The organism is Burkholderia sp. GW821-FHT14F03 (assembly GCF_058803765.1).
The window spans coordinates 1-18,086 of sequence record NZ_JBXAPG010000011.1 but is presented as its reverse complement, the minus strand read 5'-3'; the positions used below and the strand labels follow the sequence as shown (position 1 = coordinate 18,086).

Sequence of the window (18,086 nt, the reverse complement as noted above, 5' to 3'; positions counted from 1 at the left end):
GCAGGCGCAACGGCGAACGGCGCGCGCGTCGGGTCGCTGCGCGAACGCGTCGCGCGCGGCTCAGTCCGGGTAGGCCGGATCGATGCTGAAGTTGGCCAGCTTGAGTATCGTCCGCAAGGTTCTCGGATTGATCTCCCGCCGCGCGGCCAGCGACGACAGGATGAAATCGAGCACCTTGGCGTACTTGAGCAGCGCAAGCCAGTTGTCGAAGCTCGCCGTGTCGGCTCGCATCTGTTCCGCGATGCGCAGCATTTCCGACGACAGCGCGCGGGCCGTATCGAGTTCGATCTGTTGCTTCTCATTCCAGCTGGCCTGAGGCTGCTCGAGCAGCTTCGCCAGGAAGGCCTGGAATCGTGCGTCGGACTGGTTCGGGAGCGCGTCCATGGTTGCTCCGTTGGTCGGTTGGGCCAGGCATCGCGCCGGCGACGCCTGAGGGTTCGAATCGGCCCGTCGATCATGCCGGCGGGTCTCCGCCTCTAGCGCCGCAAAAACCGTACCCGCGAGCCGGGCGCGGGGCCGAGCGCGGCCTCGATCGGGCGCTCAGGCCCGCCGGGCGGTGCGTGTTCGAAGGAGGGCGCGGCCCGGTCGCGCGCGGCCCGAAGCCCGGCGCGCGCAAACCGCAGCAAAAGCGTTCATGGATGTAACGTGACAAAGGCGGGCGGGGCGGAACACGACCGGGGGGCGAGGTGTGGCAAGCGCATTCCGCGCCCCCGCGTCTAGGTATCTGCCCGAGGTAGCGTGAGGCGCGTCGCATACGCCCCGCGCAAGAAACCTCCCCTCGGCGTCGTGGAGGCGGGATCCGCGTTTTCATGCTGCGCGGCGAATCAAAGCGCAAGAAATGACGTCCCCCGCCGCCGCGCGCTCGCGGATTCGCACCGCCCCGCGTGCGCTCGCGTCGACGGCCTCAGAACTTGTAGGTCGTCCCCACCTGCGCGAAGCGCCCGACATCGCTGTAGAGCGAGGTGTCGTCACCCGTCGGCAGCGCCATCCACACCGGATCGAACGGCGGCTTGCGGTTGAACAGGTTGTCGATGCCCGCGTACAGCGTCCAGTGCTTGAAGCCCGTGTAGGTGAGCGTCAGGTTGAACGGGCCGTACGACGCCACGTCGCCCGCCATGCCCCGGTAGGCGTTGGGCACCAGGATCGCCTGCGCGTACGGGCCGACATACGGCCAGCTCAGGCGCGCAGTTCAGCGCCGGTCGTTCCAGTCCAGATTCGTATTGCCCTTCCAGCGCGGCGAACTGCCGCCGAACGGCTGGTTGAGCGCGCCGTTGTTGCCGGCGAAGTCGCGCGTCACGCCGCCGACCGGCATCTTGAAATGCCAGACGTGCGCCCAGTCGCCGGACAGCGTGAAGGTGCCGATGCGGGTCGCGACGGGCTGGCGGAAGGTCGCCTCGAAGCCGTCCGTGTCGAGGTACGACAGGTTCCGATCAGGCCGCAACACATAGGCGATCGAGCCGTTCGCGTTGCGGATCACCGTGGACGGATCGTTCCGGTTGACGACGGCCTGCACGTCGTCCGTGCCGATCACGTTGTCGATGTGGATCTTGTACCAGTCGAAGCCGAAGTCGAAGCCGATGTCGATGTCGCGGGTCGGCGACGCCAGGAAGCCCAGGTTGCAGTGCTTCGTGCGTTCCGGCGGCAGGCTGCGCTTGCCGGCGCGGATCTCCTCGACCACGTGGTACGCGCCCGGATTGGCCGGGTCCTGCGCATCGACCACGTCCTGCGGGCCGAAGGTGCGCGACGCGGTGTTCTCGATCAGGGGCGGCGCGCGGAGGCCGCGCGTGTAGGAGCCGTACATCGTCAGCGTGCGCACCGGCTGGAAGCGCGGCGAGAACGCGCCGCCGAAATCGCTGTAGCGGTCGTAGCGGCCCGACTGGCTGAAGGTGAGGCTTTTCAGGAGCGGGACGTCGATCTGGTCGTACACGGCGGCGACATTGCGCTCGCCGTCGACCGGCTGGATCGACGGCGAGACCAGCTGGCCGCCCGCCCAGTCCGCGCTCATGCCGACGTACCGGCTCTGGTGCAGGAACTGCGCGCCGAGACCGAGGCCCACGTTGCCCGTGGGCAGCGTGAACAGGTTCGGCGTGTGCCCCGGGCGTGCAACCCGCGTGCATCCGGCCCGCCGGCCGCATGCGCATCCGGCCGGACCCGGCAACCCGGCATGTCTCCTCGCATCGCTCCCCTGTCCCCTTATTCACGTGACGACCGCGTGACGCGCTGTCCGCAGCCCGCGCGGCGCTATCCGCGGCGCTATCGTTTACCAGTCCAACCGCCTCAAACGCTTGACGAACGACCCTGCGTCCCCTAGAAAATCCCACAGACCGATATCCCTGTCCCGAACTCGCTAAAGTCGGCCCGAACGCGGCCGATCATACCCAAGGGCGGATCGGGCGCACGGCGAGACTGCATCGCGGCGCACCGAAACGCTTTGATATTGAAATCACAGGAAATTCGTCGATGTTGGTCGGTCACTACAATCCGCAGATCGTTCTGTTTTCTCTATTGGTTGCCATTGCCGCGTCCTATACGGCGCTGGATATGGCCGGCCGCATCTCGACGGCCCAGGGAAGCGCCGCGAAATGGTGGTTGGCCGGCGGCGCATCCGCGATGGGGGCGGGCATCTGGTCGATGCACTTCATCGGAATGCTGGCCTTTTCCCTGCCGATTCCGCTGGGCTACGACCCGGGGATCACGCTGTTGTCGCTGTTGATCGGGATCGCGCTGTCGGCCTTCGCGCTCTGGCTGATCCGGCACGACACCTTGCCGGGCGCGCACCTGTGCGTCGGCGCCCTGCTGATGGGCCTCGGCATCGCCGGCCTGCATTACACCGGCATGGCCGCCATGAAGATGGCGCCGTCGATCCAGTACGCGCCGTCGCTCGTCGCGCTGTCCGTGCTGATCGCCGTGATCGCCTCGGGCGCGGTGCTGTGGATCGCGTTCAGGCTGCGCCACCACTCGTCGCGCGTCTGGCAGCTGCGCCTCGGGGCGGCGGTCGTGATGGGCGGCGCCATCGTCGGCATGCACTACACGGGCATGGCCGCCGCGCGGTTCCCGTACGGCAGCGTGTGCGGCGCCGCGGCCGACGGCCTCGACAACGGCTGGCTGGCGCTCGTCGTCGGCATCCTGACGCTGGCCGTGCTGGGCGTCGCGTTGATCATCTCGGTGCTCGATCTGCGCCTGGAATCGCGCACGCTGGTGCTGGCGACGTCACTCGCCGCCGCCAATGAGAAGCTGACCTACCTCGCCCTGCACGACAACCTGACCAAGCTGCCGAACCGCCTGCTGCTCGAGGATCGCATCGATCAGGCGATCCAGGCGGTGGACCGCAGCGGCAGCATGTGTTCGCTGATGTTCCTGGACCTCGATGGCTTCAAGGCCGTCAACGATGCTTATGGCCACTACGTCGGCGATCAGCTGCTGACCGAGGTCGCCCAGCGGATCCGCGCGCGCGTGCGCGCCAAGGATACGATCGCGCGGGTGGGCGGCGACGAGTTCGTGCTGGTCGCCGAAGTCAGCGATCCGTCGGATGCCGCCACCCTGGCCGGCAACCTGCTCGAGGCGATCCAGCAGCCGTTCCAGGCGGCGAGCCACGAGCTGCGCGTGTCGACCAGCATCGGCATCGCGATGTATCCGGGCGACGGCGCGCACCAGCGCGAGCTGCTCGCGCATGCCGACGCGGCCATGTATCACGCGAAGTCGCTGGGGCGCAATGCGTACTGCTTCTTCGAGGCGTCGATGAACGTCAACGTGCACGAGCAGCTGCAACTGACGCAGGACCTGCGCGCCGCCCTCAAGCGGCACGAGCTGGTGCTGTATTACCAGCCCAAGTTCGATGCGCCCAAGGGGCCGGTCATCGGCGTGGAGGCGCTGGTGCGCTGGGCGCACCCGACGCGCGGGATCATCGGGCCCGACCAGTTCATCCCGCTCGCGGAAAAAGCCGGCCTGATCATTCCGCTCGGCGCGTGGGTGCTGGACGAAGCGTGCCGGCAGATGCGCGCGTGGCACGACGCCGGGTACAGCCACTGGAGCATCGCGGTCAATCTGTCCGCCTCGCAATTCGCCCACGTCCACCTCGTGCAGAGCGTGCGCGAGACGCTCGAACGCCACGGCCTCGCGCCGCATTACCTGATCCTGGAGGTCACGGAATCGACCGCGATGCGCAACGCCGAGGAGAGCGTGCGGATCCTGCATCAGCTGAGCGACATGGGCGTGCGCATCTCGATCGACGACTTCGGCACGGGCTATTCGAGCCTGCTGTATCTCAAGCGCCTGCCGGCCAGCGAACTGAAGATCGACCGCGGCTTCATCCGCGATCTCGAACACGACACCGAGGACGCGGCGATCGTGTCCGCGATCGTGGCCCTGGGCCGCACGCTCAACCTCGAGATCGTCGCCGAGGGCGTGGAGACGTCGGAGCAGCAGCAGTTCCTCACGCAGCTCGGCTGCAACGCCCTGCAAGGCTATCTGCTGGGCCGGCCGATGCCCGCGGACCGGCTGATGGCGTCGGTGGCGCAGATCGAGGTGTCGGGCAGCGCGGCGTGACGGGAAGCGCTGCACCGTCGATGGTTTCGGTGCCCGGGCGCCACCCGGGGCGCGGAGGACGGAACCCCGGCGTGCCGGCCGCAGCCGGCACGGGTCGAACGCTGACGGCGTGCGTCGCCGGGCGTCGCGGCGATGCCGACGCGGCCGGGCGCGCGCCCGTCATGCCTCGCTCGCGTCCTCCGACGGTTCGGCGAGCGGCGCCCAGCTCGCCCGCTTCGACAGTCCGATGCATACCGCCACCAGCAGGACCAGCGCGCCGCTGCCGGCGAACAGCGCGTCGAGACGCGTCTGCGCGAGCCAGCCGCCCACCGCGAGCGACAGCGGCGCGACCCCGGTGGAGGCGAATGCGAGCACGCTCATCACGCGGCCCAGCATGTCCTTCCTCACCACCGCCTGCAGCCACGACAAGGCCCGCACGTTGATATAGCCGCCCGTCACGCCGAGCATGAACGTGACCGCGAGCACCGGCCAGAACGGCAGGCGGATCGCCAGCACCGCCAGCGCCGTCCCGAGCGCAAGGCAGGCCGCGAACACGGTTTCGCGCATGTTCACCACGCGCCGGCTCACGCCGGCGCCGATCATGCCGACGAACGATCCCAGGCCGGCCGCCACGAGCAGCATGCCATAGTCGGTGGATGAGCCGAAACGCTGGTGCGCCAGCGTGACCAGCCCGATCTGGGTTGCCCCGGCGGCGCTGAAATTCACGCAGGTGATGGCGATGATCAGCAAGCGCAACGAGGTTTCCCGTTGCACATACCGCAGGCCGTCGACGATCGCGCGGGCGAGGCCGCGCTCCTGCACGGGCCGGCCCCCCGTGGCGGGCAGCCGCCACAGCACCGGGGCGAGGCAGGCGAAGCTCGCGGCCACCACGCCGAGCGTCGGCGCGGCGCCCCAGCGATCGAGCGCGACGCCGATGAACGCCGCCCCGCCGAGCATGCTGACCTGTGCCGTGGATTGCGTGAGCGCGTTGGCGGCCGGGATCTGCTCGCGCTCCACCAGTTCGGGCAACAGGACCCGGATGGCCGGCGACCCGAACGCATCGGCCATGCCGAAGCAGAACACGAGCGCGTAGAGCGCCGGCAGCGGCAACGCGTGCCGCACGGTCAGCACGGCGAGCGTCGCCACGCACGCGAGCTGGACGAGGCTCGCAACCAGCAGCACGCTGCGCGCGGAGTAGCGGTCGCTGAACGCGCCGCCCACCAGCAGGAGCGCGGCGCGCGGCACCGCCAGCGTCGTCAGCACCGACCCGAGGACCACGCCCGAATGGTTCATCTGTAGCAGGAGCCAGGGCAGGGTGACCATGAAGCAGGTATCGCCGAACTGCGACATCGCGCTGGCGAGCCAGACGTTGCGAAAGCGGGTGCGTTTCAGCAGGGCCTTGATCGAGTGGTCGGGTGCGGCGGCGGTCGCGTCCTGCGCGACCTCGAGCGGGTTGGATTCCATGCAGGTACTCCCCGGTCAGAAAACGAAAGTCTGGCAGCCATGCAGGCGCTCGGCTTCGAGCCCCGCGTCCCGGCATCGTGCCACGAAGCGGTCGGACTCGACGATCTGTTTGCTCTCGGGCGTGTACTCCAGGCCCGCGACGAAGCGCAGCCACGGCTCCTGCCCCATCGCGTAGACATACGCGTGCCGGCAGCCGAACTCCTCGACGATCGACCACGCGTGTTCGCAGTCGGAGCCGGACAGGCGGCGCGAGTCGTCGTCCTTGCGGTTGATCGGCGTGCTGAGGTACGGGCCGTACAGCCAGGTCAGCGGCGCGCCGTCGCATTCCATGCCGATGAACAGCCGGTCGATCTGACCGACATGGCGCGCGATCCGGCGATACAGGATCCGGTCCTTGCAGTCGGAGTCGGCGAGGAACAGCATCCGGCGTCCTTTCAGGTCGAGGCACATGCCGTGCTTGCTCGCGATGCTGAGGTCGGCGTGCTCGCCGTAGAACGGCAGGCTCGTGAGCCAGCCGCCCGGCAGTTCGATCCGTTCGAGCGGGTCCATCACCCGCACCCGGTGATGGCCGATCGCGCGCAGCGCGAGCTTCATCGACGGGTCGGCGAGATTGTTGACGTTGTTGCGCGGCACGAGGACGGCGCCGATCCGGTTGCGCAGCTGCAGCAGCGCCTCCACGCTGAAGTGGTCCTGGTGGTTGTGCGTGAGGAACACGTAGTCGATATGGTCGGGCAGGTCGTGGAAGGTCAGGCGCGCGTTCGCGTCGTCGTGGTCCCAGGTCACGAACGGATCGATCAGCACGCTGACGTCCGCGCTCTGCACCAGCACGCACGCGTGGCCGAAGTATCGCACCCGCACCGCGTCCTCCGTGTATTCGGGGGCGTCGCGGCGCGGCGGCGTCGCGCTGAAGTAGCTGCGCAGGCGCGTGCGGGCCTCGGGGTCCGCGACGCCGAGCGCCTCGGCGATCGTCTCGAACGGCACCGGCGCGATCCGGCTTTCCGACAGCAGGTCGAAGCGCGTATCGGCGAACGGCGCGGGGATCACGAAGCGCTGTTCGGTGTCGAGGCGCGGCGTGTTGATGAAGAAGTTGCGCGCCTCGTCGCGCGTGCGGCTGAAGGCGATTTCCTGCGCGTCGGCGTGGGCCGGCCCGTCGAGGTAGACGAGATCCTCGACGATGCGCAGCGACGGATGGTTGTTCAGGTCGTAGCCGGCTTCGACGAGCCCGGCCAGCGAGGCGGGCAGGTCGGCGTACAGGTGGTCGAGGCTGAAGCCGCTTTCGTGCTTCTGCAGCCGGCGATCGAGATCGAGCAGGTCCTGCGCGAAGCCGAGCAGGTTCGCGCCGCGTTCCAGGATGTCCTGCAGCAGCGCGCGCACGCTCGCGACGTCGCGCTGGGTCAGTTCGAGGAACGCGCCGCCCAGCATCTTGGGATTGCGCGAGGCCGCCTCGTGCACGCCGGGGTTCGCGATGAAGGACTTGAGCGCCGGCAGCTGCCGGAACGCGAGATTGAGCGCCTGCTGCACCGGCGAGACAAGGTGGCCCCAGGCGTACCAGCGAAACACGAGCGGCTCGATTTTGGTGTCGCTGTCGAGAAAAACGGGCGCGGCCAGATCAGTTGCGTTCATGGATCCTCGGAGGTCGTGGATAAAGTGGCGCGGCGGCCGCGCACGCCGGGCGGCCGCCGCGTGGTTTCAGGGCAGGCGCGCGCCCGGCTCGGCATGGGCGCGCAGGCGCGGGTTCAGGACTCGCGCGATCGACGCGCGGAACGGTTCGGCCAGCATATCGAAGTGATGTGTCGGCAGGTCGTGCACCTCGAACGCGCCCGTCACGTAGGGCGCCCATGCGCGCGCCGACAACACCGGCAGCCCCTCGGCCAGCTGGCCGGCGCGGAAGAACACCAGGTCGCCGTCGAACGGCGTCGGGGCGAAAGCGTCGGCGAGCGCGTCGCTGTGCGCGAACGCGGCCAGCATCGCCGCGACGGTGCGCGTGTCGTTGACCGACAACGCGCCGCGCTCGACCAGCGCCGCCAGCATCTGCTCGCGATTCGCGGACGCGGGCCAGACGGGCGCGTCGATGCCGAAGCCGGCCAGCACGTGCGCGAGCGCCGCCTGTTCGCGCGCCGGCGCGGACGACGGATCGGCCGCGGCCCCCGCGTGCGGATACGCGTCGATCAGCGCGAGCAATGAGACCGTCGCGCCGAGCGCCTGCAGGCGCGTGGCGAGCGCGTGCGCGATCAGGCCGCCGATCGACCAGCCGAGCAGCCGATAGGGGCCGTCCGGTTGCACGCGGCGCAGCGCGGCGAGGTGGTGCTCGACCACCGCGTCGAGCGTCGGCGGCGCGCTGTCCGGCGAGGGCTCGACGGGCATCTGAAGCCCGTAGACCGGGCAGTGCGCGTCGAGGTGGCGCACGAGGCCCGCATAGCACCACGACAGGCTGCTCGCGGGCGGCAGGCAGAACAGCGGCGCGCGCGCGCCGGTGACGCGCAGCGGCAGGAGCGGCGGCAGCGGGCCCGCGTCGGCGGCGTGGTCGAGCCGGCGGGCGAGGCCCGCCGCCGTCGGCGCTTCGTACAGCGCGCGGATCGGTACGCCGGTGTTGAGCGTCGCGCGGATCCGGCCGGCCAGCCGGACGGCGCGCAGCGAATCGCCGCCGAGATCGAAGAAATTGTCGTCGACGCCGAGGTGGTCCAGGCCCAGCACTTCGGCGAACAAGCCGGCGAGCACGGTCTCGCGCGGCGTGCCCGGCGCGCGGCCCACCGCCGCGCGCCCGGGCGCGGGCAGCGCGCGCCGGTCCAGCTTGCCGTTGGGCGTGAGCGGGATGGCGTCGAGCACGACGAACGCGGCCGGCACCATGTAGTCGGGCAGCCGCTCGGCCGCCGCGCGGCGCAGCGCGGCGGCGTCGAGCGCGGCCTCGGCGCGCGCGCCGACCACGTAGCCGACGAGCGAGCGATGGCCGCCCTCCGTCTCGTGCACGTTCACGCGCGCCTGCGCGACGCCGGGCAGCGCGGCGAGCACGGTCTCGACGTCGTCGAGCTCGATGCGGAAGCCGCGGATCTTGACCTGGGCGTCGGTGCGGCCGACGTAGTCGAGCCGGCCGTCGTCGCGCCAGCGGACGAGGTCGCCCGTGCGGTACATGCGCGCGCCGGGCTCGAACGGGTTGGCGACGAAGCGCGCGGCGCTCAGGCCCGCGTGCGCGAGATAGCCGCGCGCGAGCCCGGGGCCGGCGAGATACAGTTCGCCGACGACGCCGGGCAGGACCGGCCGCAGCCGCGCGTCGAGCACGTAGGCGTGCGTGTTCCAGAGCGGCCGGCCGATCGACGGCGGGCCGTCGCCCGCGATCGCGGCGAAGCAGGCGTCGATCGTGGTCTCGGTCGGGCCGTAGAAGTTGTAGCCGCGAATGCGTTCGAAGCGCTGCAGCGCGCGCCACTGCGCGGCGCCGATCGCCTCGCCGCCGAGCATGACGTTGGTCGGATAGGGGCTGTCCGGATGCAGCAGGCCGTTGTCGAGCAACTGCTCGAAGTAGCTGGGCGTCAGGTCGACGCAGTGGATCCGCTCGTCCTGCACGTAGCGGGCGAGCGCCTCGCCGTCGCGGCGCAGCGCGTCGTCGACGACGTGGACCTCGTGGCCCGCGGCGAGCCACAGCAGGCTTTCGATCGACGTGTCGAACGCGAACGGCGCGGTCAGCGCGAAGCGCAGCCGCGTCGCGCCCGCCGCGATCCGCTCCGCCTCGAAGAACGCGTCGCGATTGTGGTGGAACAGGTGGCCGATCGCCGCATGCGGGATCATCACGCCCTTCGGCTTGCCGGTCGAACCCGACGTGTAGATCACGTAGGCGAGCTGTTCCGGGCGCACGCGCACGGCGGACAGCGGCGCGTCGGGCGGGGCCGCGCGCCATTGCGCCGCGGTGGCGGGGGCGTCGAGCGCGAGCTGCGGGACGCCGGCCGGCAGGCGGCCGCCCAGTTCGGCGAGCGTGACGAGCAGCACGGGACGCGCGTCGTCGACGAGGTCCGCGAGGCGGCGCGCCGGATAGTCGACGTCGAGCGGCAGGAACGCCGCGCCCGCCTTCAGGACGGCCAGTTCGGCCACGATCATGTCGTCCGAGCGCGGCAGCGCGAGCGCGACCCGTTGCTCCGGTTCCACGCCCTGCGCGAGCAGCACGTACGCGAGGCGGTTGGCGCGCGCGTCGAGTTCGGCGTAGTCGAGCCGGCGCTCGCGATGCACGAGCGCGACCGCCTCGGGCGTGCGCGCCGCCTGCCGCGCGAACGACGCGTGCAGCAGCGTGTCCGGCACCGCGTGCGCGGTGGCGTTCCAGTCGCGCAGCACCGTGTGCTGTTCGTCGGCCGTGAGCAGGTCGGGGAGCCGCACGGGCGCATCGGCGTCCTGCGCGAGCACGCGCAGGACCTCGCCGTAGCAGCGCGCGTAGCGTTCGAGCGTCGCGCGCGAGTAGGCCGCCTGATGGCCGGTGATCTGGCCGTGCAGATCGGCGCCGTCGGGCTGGAAATCGACGCCGAGGCTGAAGCTCGTGTCGCCCGCCGCGCCGAGGTTGTCGCGCGCGTGGGCGGCCAGCTCCCCGAGCGCCTCGTACGCATGGAAGTGCGTGTAGTTGAACAGCACCTTCAGGCACGCCGGGTCGTCCGCGTCGCGCAGGATGCTCGGGAGCGGGTAGTGCCGGTGCGGAAACAGCGCGCGCTCGGCGTCGACGACGCGTTCGAGCAGCGCGGCCCAGCTCGGCGCGTCGACGCGCAGCCGCAGCGGCACGGAGTTCAGGAACAGCCCGATCTGCCGGTCGCCGTCGGCGGCCTCCGGCCGGCCGTTCGTCACCAGCGCCGTCGCGACGTCGACGCCGCCCGTCAGCACGCTCAGCGCGGCCAGGTGGGCCGTCAGCAGCACCGACTTGAGCGTGGTCTTCGCGTGGCGGGCGAGCCGGTTCAGTCCGTCGGCCGTGCCGCGCGCGATCGTGATGGGCACCTGCGTTTCCACGGAGCCGGCGGGCGCGGCCGAGGGCGAGGCCGAGGCCGAGGGTCGGCTGCCGTCCGCGCGGCCCTGCGGCTCGCGGCCCTGGAAATCGCGCAGATGATCGAGCCAGAACGCGCGGCTCGGCGCGGACGCGAGCGCCGCGCGTTCGAGCGCGATGTAGTCGCGGTAGTGGGCCGCGAGCGGCGCGCTGTCGAGCCGCTCGCCGTCCAGTTCGGCCTGGTAGCGCTGCAACAGTTCGGTGACGAGGTTCGCGTGGCTCCAGCCATCGAGGATCGCGTGATGGAAGTCGAGCGTGAGACAGAACTGCGCGTCGGACAGCCAGTGCACCTGCGCCGCGAGGAGCGGCGCGGCGGTCTTGTCGATCGCGCGGCCGGCCGCTGCGCGCAGCCAGTCGTCGAGCCGGGCGGCCTGGGCGTCGGGCGGCATGCCGCGCAGGTCCTGCACCGCGAGCGGAATGACGGCGCTTTGCTGCACGAGTTGCAGCGGCGCGCTGTAGGCGTCGAGATCGAAGCGCGTGCGCAGCATCTCGTGGCGGCGGCACAGCGCGCCCAGCGAGTGTTCGAGCGCCGGCCGCGAGAAGCGCAGCGGAATCCGCGCCGGAAACACCTCGTGGTACAGCGTCGAGCCCGCCTCGTAGTCGCTGTGGAAGATCATGCCCGCCTGCAGCTGGCTCAGCGGATAGGCGTCCTCGATGTCGTCCGGCAACTTGCGCCGGTCCTCGTCCGAGATCAGCGCGAAGCGCTCGACGCGGTCCGCGGCCGCGCCCGTCGCGCCGGCGGCGATCCGGGCGAGCGCCGCGACGCTCTGGTGGTCGAACAGGTGCGAGACGTCGAAGACGAAGCCGCGCGCCTGCGCGCGCGACTTGAGCTGGATGGCGAGGATCGAATCGCCGCCCAGATCGAAAAAGCTGTCGTGCACGCCGACCTGCTCGAGGCCGAGCACGTCGCAGAACAGGTCGGCGAGCGCGCTTTCCGCCTCGGTGCGCGGCGCGCGATCCGTCGACGCGCCGAAGTTCGGCGCGGGCAGCGCCTTGCGGTCCAGCTTGCCGTTGGGCGTGAGCGGCAGGCGCTCCAGCAGCACGATCGACGCGGGCAGCATGTGGTCCGGCAGCGTCTCGGCCAGATGGCGCTTCAGTTCCTGGATGAACGCGCGCGCATCGCCGTTGACGTCCGGGTGGTTGCTGAACGTCGACAGGCGCGCGTGGGCGGGGCCCGTCGCCCGGTAGTGGCCGATGGGGATCGCGCCGTCCAGCGCGGTCGGCGCGATCAGCAGCAGGTCGAAATCGCTGCCGTCCGTCTGGGTCGACCAGGTGGGGATCGCGACATAGCCGAGCGCCTCGCCGAGCCGGCAGGCGGTTTCCGGATCGAGCCCGATCTGGGCTGCGGCGTCGGCGTCCGTCCCGGGATGCGGATCGGCGAGCGCGCCGTCGCGCAGCGCGCGCATCGCGTCGAGTTCGCCCAGCACGCGGCGGTTCGGGATGCCGCTCACCCGCAGCAGGCGCGGACGGTCCGCGCGCAGGCGGCCGTCGAGCGCGTCGGCGTCGGCCAGTCCGGGGCCCCAGGCGAGCGTCGGGGCGTCCGCGAGCGACAACGGCTGCGCCGGCCGCTTGTGCAGCACGACCTCGTACCGGTAGCGCGACAGCTCGTTGTGATGCGCGCCCCGCTTGAACTGGATGTCGATGCCGACCGGCTCCTCGAAACGCTCGCGCAGCTGCAGGAAGAAGCGCGGGTCGAGCAGCAGCTCGCGCTCGTTCAGCAGCAACTGGGCGATGAGTTGCCGCACGCGGGCCGGATCGGCGTCGCGTCCCGACCTGCAAAGCGCGACGGCGGACGCGAAGCAGGGCAGCAGCTGCAGATTGCGCAGATCGCCGAGGAAGATCCGGCCGCCCGGCGCGAGGAGGCGCATCGCCTGTTCGATGACGTCGGTCAGGTAGGCCGCGTTCGGGAAATACTGGACGATCGAATTGAGGACGATCGTGTCGAAATAGCCCGCCGGCAGCCCCGTGAAATCGTGGGCCGGCTGGTGCCGCAGCGTGACGCGCGAGTGCAGCGCGTGGCCCGCGAGCGTGTCGCCGAGCCGGGCGATGGTCGGCGCGGAGAAGTCGGTGCCCCAGTACGCCTCGCAGCGCGGCGCGAGCTTCCACATCAGCAGGCCCGAGCCGACGCCGATCTCGAGCACGCGCGACGCGCGCAGCGCATCGATCCGCCGGACCGTCGCGGCAAGCCACTCGCGCATCTGCTCGACGGGAATCGGCTGGCTGTCGTAGCTGCTGTTCCAGCCGCGGAAATCCTCCTCGTCGTCGCGCGCCGACGGGGCCGCGTAGAGCGTGTCGTACAGCGATTGCCAGCCGCTCAGCTGCGCGCCGTCGCGGCGCGCGTCGGGCGCGTCGCCGAGGTCGTCGCGCACCACGTAGGCGACCAGCTGCTTGCGGCCCGGCTGGTCCTCGCGCGCGATCACGGCGGCCTGGCCGACCTGGGGATGGCGCGTGAGCCGCGCCTCGATCTCGCCCAGTTCGATGCGCAGGCCGCGAATCTTGACCTGATGATCGGTGCGGCCGAGGAAGTCCAGCTGGCCGTCGCTGCGCCAGCGCACGAGGTCGCCCGTCCGATAGAGGCGCTCGCCCGGCGCGCCGTGCGGATGCGCGACGAAGCGCTCGGCCGTCAGCGCGGGCCGCCCCAGGTAGCCGCGCGCGAGCCCGGGCCCGCCGATGTACAGCTCGCCCGGCACGCAGGCCGGCACCGGCTGCAGCGCGGCGTCCAGCACGTAGACGCGCGTGTTGTCCATCGGCGCGCCGATCGGCACCCGCGCATCGACGTCGAACGGCGCGCGCATCGGATAGCAGGCGGCGAAGGTCGTGGTCTCGGTCGGGCCGTAGACGTGCACCACCTCCGTCTCGGGGCACTGGTCGAGCACGCGCTGGAAGGCGGCGGGCGAGGCGGCCTCGCCGCCCGTCCAGACGGTGCGCACGCGCGCGAAGCAGGCGGGCCGCTCGTCGGCCAGGAGGCGGAACAGCGCGGTCGTCAGGAACAGCGCCGTGACCGCGCGGCGTTCGATCACGTCGGACAGTACGTGGATGTCCGCCCGGCCCGGCGGCGCGATCACGATCTCGCCGCCGTGCAGCAGCGGCACCCAGATCTCGTAGGTGGAGGCGTCGAACACCTGCGGCGAATGCAGCAGCACGCGCTGCTGGTCGCCCGTGCGCCAGCGGCGGTCGAGCGCCAGCTCCGCGACGTTGCGGTGGCTGATCGCGATGCCCTTGGGCTTGCCGGTGGAGCCGGACGTGTACATCACGTAGGCCAGGTGGTCCGGGTCGACGGCGACCTCGGGCGCGTGAGCCGGCTGGCAGCGCAGCGCGATGTCGGCGTCGAGCGCGACGGCGGCCCGCGTGCGCGCGGGCAGGCGTTTCGCGAGCGCCTGCTGCGTGACCACCACCGAGGTGGCGGTTTCGTCGAGCATGTAGGCGAGGCGCTCCGGCGGATTGTCCGGATCGAGCGGCAGGTACGCGGCGCCCGCCTTGAGGATGCCCAGGAGGCCGACGAGCAGGTCGAACGAGCGCTCCACGCACAGGCCCACCAGCGTGTCGGGGCCGACGCCGTAGCCTTGCAGATGATGGGCGAGCCGGTTCGCGCGCGCATCGAGTTCGGCGTAGGTGAGGGCGGCGTCGCCGACGCGCGCGGCGCATGCGTGCGGCGCGCGCGCGACCTGGTCCGCGAACAGGTCGATCAGGGTGCGCGGCGCGCCGGGGCGCGCGGTCGCGTTCCAGTCGACCAGCAGGCGGCGTCGTTCCGCGGCGTCGAGCAGCGCGATGTCGGCGACCGGCCGTTCCGGCGCGCGCGCGACGCCGTCGAGCAGGCGCGTGAAGCCGGCCGCGATGCGCGCGAGGGTCGTCGCGTCGAACAGGTCGGCCGCGTATTCGATCACGCCGTGCAGGCCGTCCGGCGCACCGTCCTCGCGCGCGGTCTCGGTCAGCGCGAAGAACAGGTCGAACTTCGCGGTGCCGGTCAGGATCTCGCGTTGCTCGACGTGCAGTCCGGGCAGCGCGAAGCTCGGCCGGCCGGCGTTCTGCAAGGTCAGGTTGACCTGGAACAGCGGATGGTAGGCGCGCGAGCGCGTCGGATTGAGCGCGTCCACCAGCCGCTCGAACGGCAGGTCCTGGTTCGCATAGGCCGCGAGCGCACGCTCCCGCACCTGCTCCAGCAGCGTCAGGAAATCCGGGCGGCCGGCCGTGTCGACCCGCAGTACCCAGACGTTCACGAAGAAGCCGATCAAGTCGTGCAGCGCGTCGTCGGTGCGGCCGGCGTTCGCGCAGCCGAGCGGGATGTCGGCGCCGGCGCCGAGCCGCGTCAGCAGCGCCGCGAGCGCGGCCTGCAGCGCCATCGACAACGTCGCGCCGCGTTCGCGCGCGAGCGCGAGCAGGCGCGCGTGGGTGGCGGCGTCGATCTGGAACGCGTGGTAGCCGCCCCGATAGCGGGCGATGGCCGGACGGGGCCGGTCGAACGGCAGTTCCAGGTAGTCCGGCAGGCCGGCCAGCGCGTCGCGCCAGTAGGCCAGCTGGCGCGCGCCCGTGCTCTCCGGATCGCGTTCGTCGCCGAGCAGCTCGCGCTGCCACAGCGCGTAGTCGCCATATTGGATCTCGAGCGGCTGCCAGTCCGGCGCCCGGCCGTCGCGGCGCGCGGTGTAGGCCGCGACCAGGTCGCGCGCGAGGATCGACAGCGAATAGCCGTCGCTCGCGATGTGGTGCATCAGCAGCAGCAGCGTCGCGTCGTCGGGGGCGCGGCGCAACAGCGCCGTGCGGAACGGCAGGTCGTCGGCCAGCGCGAAGCAGTACCCGGCCGCCTCGTGCAGCCGCGCCTCCCGCTCGACGTCGTCGGCGACGGTCGAATCGGTATGGATGAAGCGCGCGCGCGCGTCGTCCGGGTCGAGCACGTGCTGGATCGGCTCGCCGTCGTCGGCCGCCGCGATCAGCGTGCGCAGGCTTTCGTGGCGCGCGATCACGTCGTGCAGCGCGGCGTGGAGCGCCGCCGCGTCGAGCGCGCCGCGCAGCCGCAGCACGAGCGGCATGTTGTAGGTCGGGCTCGGGCCTTCGTAGCGGTCGATGAACCATAGACGCTGCTGGGCGTGCGAGAGCGGCAGCGTGTCGAACTCAGTCGTGCTCATGACGAACTCCGTGTCCGGGGGTCGGGCGGGCGCGGCGGGCGCGCAGCGCCGGCCGGTGCGTGGCGCCGTGCTTCGCGAGGCGGGGCGCGAGCGCGGCGATGGTCGGGTTTTCGAACAGCGTGCGGATCGGCAGTTCGAGGTCGAGCGTCGCCCGGATGCGGGCGATCAGCCGCACGGCCAGCAGCGAGTGGCCGCCGAGATCGAAGAACGAATCGTCGAGGCCGACGCGCGGCAGGTCGAGCACCTCGGCGTAGAGCGCGGCGAGCGTCCGTTCGTGCGGCGTGTCCGGCGCGCGGAACGCGCGCGCCGTGAAATCCGGCGCGGGCAGCGCGCGGCGATCGAGCTTGCCGTTCGGCGTCAGCGGCCAGGCGTCGAGCACGACGATCGCGGCGGGCACCATGTAGTCGGGCAGCGGCACCGCGAGCGCGCGGCGCAAGGCGGCCTCGTCGAGCGCGGCGCCGTCGTGCGGGAACGCGTAGCCGATCAGCCGGCGCTGGCCCGGCGCATCCTCGCGCACGACGACCGCGCCGCGGGCGACGCCGGGCTGCCGCGCGAGCATGGCCTCGATCTCGCCCAGCTCGACGCGGAAGCCGCGCAGCTTGACCTGGTGGTCGGTGCGGCCGAGATAGTCGAGTTGTCCGTCGCGCCGCCAGCGCGCGAGGTCGCCCGTGCGATACATGCGCTCGCCGCGCGTGAACGGATTGGCGATGAAGCGTTCGGCGGTGACGCCGGGGCGATCGAGGTAGCCGCGGGCGAGCCCGTCGCCGGCGAGGTACAGCTCGCCGGCGACGCCGACGGGCACGGGTTGCAGCGCCGCGTCGAGCACGTAGGCGCGGGTGTTGCCGATCGGCTTGCCGATGGGCGCGGAGGCGTCGTCGACATCGGCGCACAGCGACCAGATGGTGGTTTCCGTCGGGCCGTAGAGGTTCAGGGGCGGCGTCGCGTCGTGTCGCAGGAACGCGGCCAGATCGGGCGACAGCGCCTCGCCGCCGCACAGGATGCGCAGCCCGGGCGACGGCTGCCAGCCGGCCTCGCGCAGCATTTGCCAGGTGGCCGGGGTGGCCTGCATGACCTGCGGCCGGGCCGTTTCGACCAGCGTGCGCAGGGCCGGGCCGTCGACGCTCGTGTCGCGCGGGACGAGTTGGACGCGGGCGCCCTGCACGAGGGGCAGGTACAGCTCCAGCGCCGAGATGTCGAACGAGACCGGCGTGCAGGCGAGCCAGAGGCCGGGCTCGGCCAGGCCCGGCTGCCGCTGCATGGCGTGCAGGAAGTTGCCGAGGCCGTGGTGGCGGACGACGATGCCTTTCGGGCGCCCGGTGGAGCCGGAGGTGTAGATCACGTAGGCCGGGTTCTCCGCGAGCAGCGGGCTCGTGCGCTCGTCGTCGCGCGGGTTGGAGGCGTCGTTGCCGGAGGCCGGCAGCTGATCCATCAGCCATTGCGCGAGCGAGAGCGGGCGCTGGGGCGCAGCAGTGCTGTGGGTGAGCAGCAGCGCCGGGCCGGCGTCGTCGAGCATGTAGGCGAGGCGCTCGGGCGGGTAGTCGGGATCGAGCGGCAGGTAGGCCGCGCCGGATTTGAGCACGGCAAGCAGCGCGACGACGAGGTCGAGCGAGCGCGGCAGCGCGACGGCGACGCGTTGTTCGGGGCCGAGGCCGGCGTCGATCAGCTGGTGGGCGAGCCGGTTGGCGGCCGCGTTGAGCTGCGCGTAGGTCATCGAGGCGTCGCCGCAGACGATCGCGACGGCGTCGGGGGTGCGGGCGACCTGTTGCTCGAAGAGATGCGGCAGCGTGGCGTCCGGAACGGGCTGCGCGGTGTCGTTCCAGTCGATCAGCAATTGCCGGCGTTCCTGCGCGTCGAGCAGGTCGATCTCGCCGAGCGGTTGATCGGGCCGGGCGACGATGGCGCGCAGCAACTGCTGCAGGCGGCGGGCCAAGGTGTCGATCGTGGCGCGGTCGAACAGGTCGGCGGCGAAC

At 71.4% G+C, this 18,086-nt stretch carries 8 protein-coding genes; 1 reads left to right on the top strand and 7 read right to left on the bottom strand.

Annotated features, from left to right (window positions below; all coding sequences use genetic code 11):
• Positions 1 to 60 precede the first annotated feature (60 nt).
• The 3 genes from AC1RQF_RS09495 to AC1RQF_RS09485 form a co-directional block, all read right to left on the bottom strand.
• A complete protein-coding gene (locus AC1RQF_RS09495) occupies positions 61 to 384 on the bottom strand; it encodes a DNA-binding protein (RefSeq protein WP_273995172.1) in 324 nt (107 codons plus the stop codon).
• Between the two features lie 520 nt (positions 385 to 904).
• The gene (locus AC1RQF_RS09490) at positions 905 to 1,138 is read right to left on the bottom strand and encodes a hypothetical protein (protein WP_337995244.1); all 234 of its coding nucleotides are present in this window, start codon (positions 1,136 to 1,138) and stop codon (positions 905 to 907) included.
• A gap of 51 nt (positions 1,139 to 1,189) precedes the next feature.
• The gene (locus AC1RQF_RS09485) at positions 1,190 to 2,158 is read right to left on the bottom strand and encodes a TonB-dependent receptor domain-containing protein (RefSeq protein ID WP_492871880.1); all 969 of its coding nucleotides are present in this window, start codon (positions 2,156 to 2,158) and stop codon (positions 1,190 to 1,192) included.
• A 302-nt stretch (positions 2,159 to 2,460) separates the two neighbouring features.
• Between AC1RQF_RS09485 and AC1RQF_RS09480 the strand changes: the two genes are divergently transcribed.
• On the top strand, positions 2,461 to 4,545 hold the full coding sequence (locus AC1RQF_RS09480) for a putative bifunctional diguanylate cyclase/phosphodiesterase (RefSeq protein WP_273995171.1): 2,085 nt from the start codon (positions 2,461 to 2,463) through the stop codon (positions 4,543 to 4,545).
• Positions 4,546 to 4,704: 159 nt separating this feature from the next.
• Here the strand turns inward: AC1RQF_RS09480 and AC1RQF_RS09475 are convergent, their stop codons facing one another.
• From AC1RQF_RS09475 to AC1RQF_RS09460, 4 genes are all read right to left on the bottom strand, one after another.
• Positions 4,705 to 5,988, bottom strand: a complete 1,284-nt coding sequence (locus AC1RQF_RS09475) for an MFS transporter (RefSeq protein WP_492871878.1) — start codon at positions 5,986 to 5,988, stop codon at positions 4,705 to 4,707.
• Positions 5,989 to 6,003: 15 nt separating this feature from the next.
• Positions 6,004 to 7,611 carry an MBL fold metallo-hydrolase gene (locus AC1RQF_RS09470; RefSeq protein WP_492871877.1) on the bottom strand — a complete coding sequence of 536 codons (1,608 nt, stop codon included), beginning with the start codon at positions 7,609 to 7,611 and terminating at the stop codon, positions 6,004 to 6,006.
• Positions 7,612 to 7,677: 66 nt separating this feature from the next.
• Complete coding sequence (locus AC1RQF_RS09465; protein WP_492871876.1) at positions 7,678 to 16,116, bottom strand: amino acid adenylation domain-containing protein; 8,439 nt, start codon at positions 16,114 to 16,116, stop codon at positions 7,678 to 7,680.
• The coding region (locus tag AC1RQF_RS09460) for a non-ribosomal peptide synthetase (protein ID WP_492871875.1) at positions 16,103 to 18,086 on the bottom strand (1,984 nt) is incomplete at its 5' end. The genes AC1RQF_RS09460 and AC1RQF_RS09465, both read right to left, overlap by 14 nt.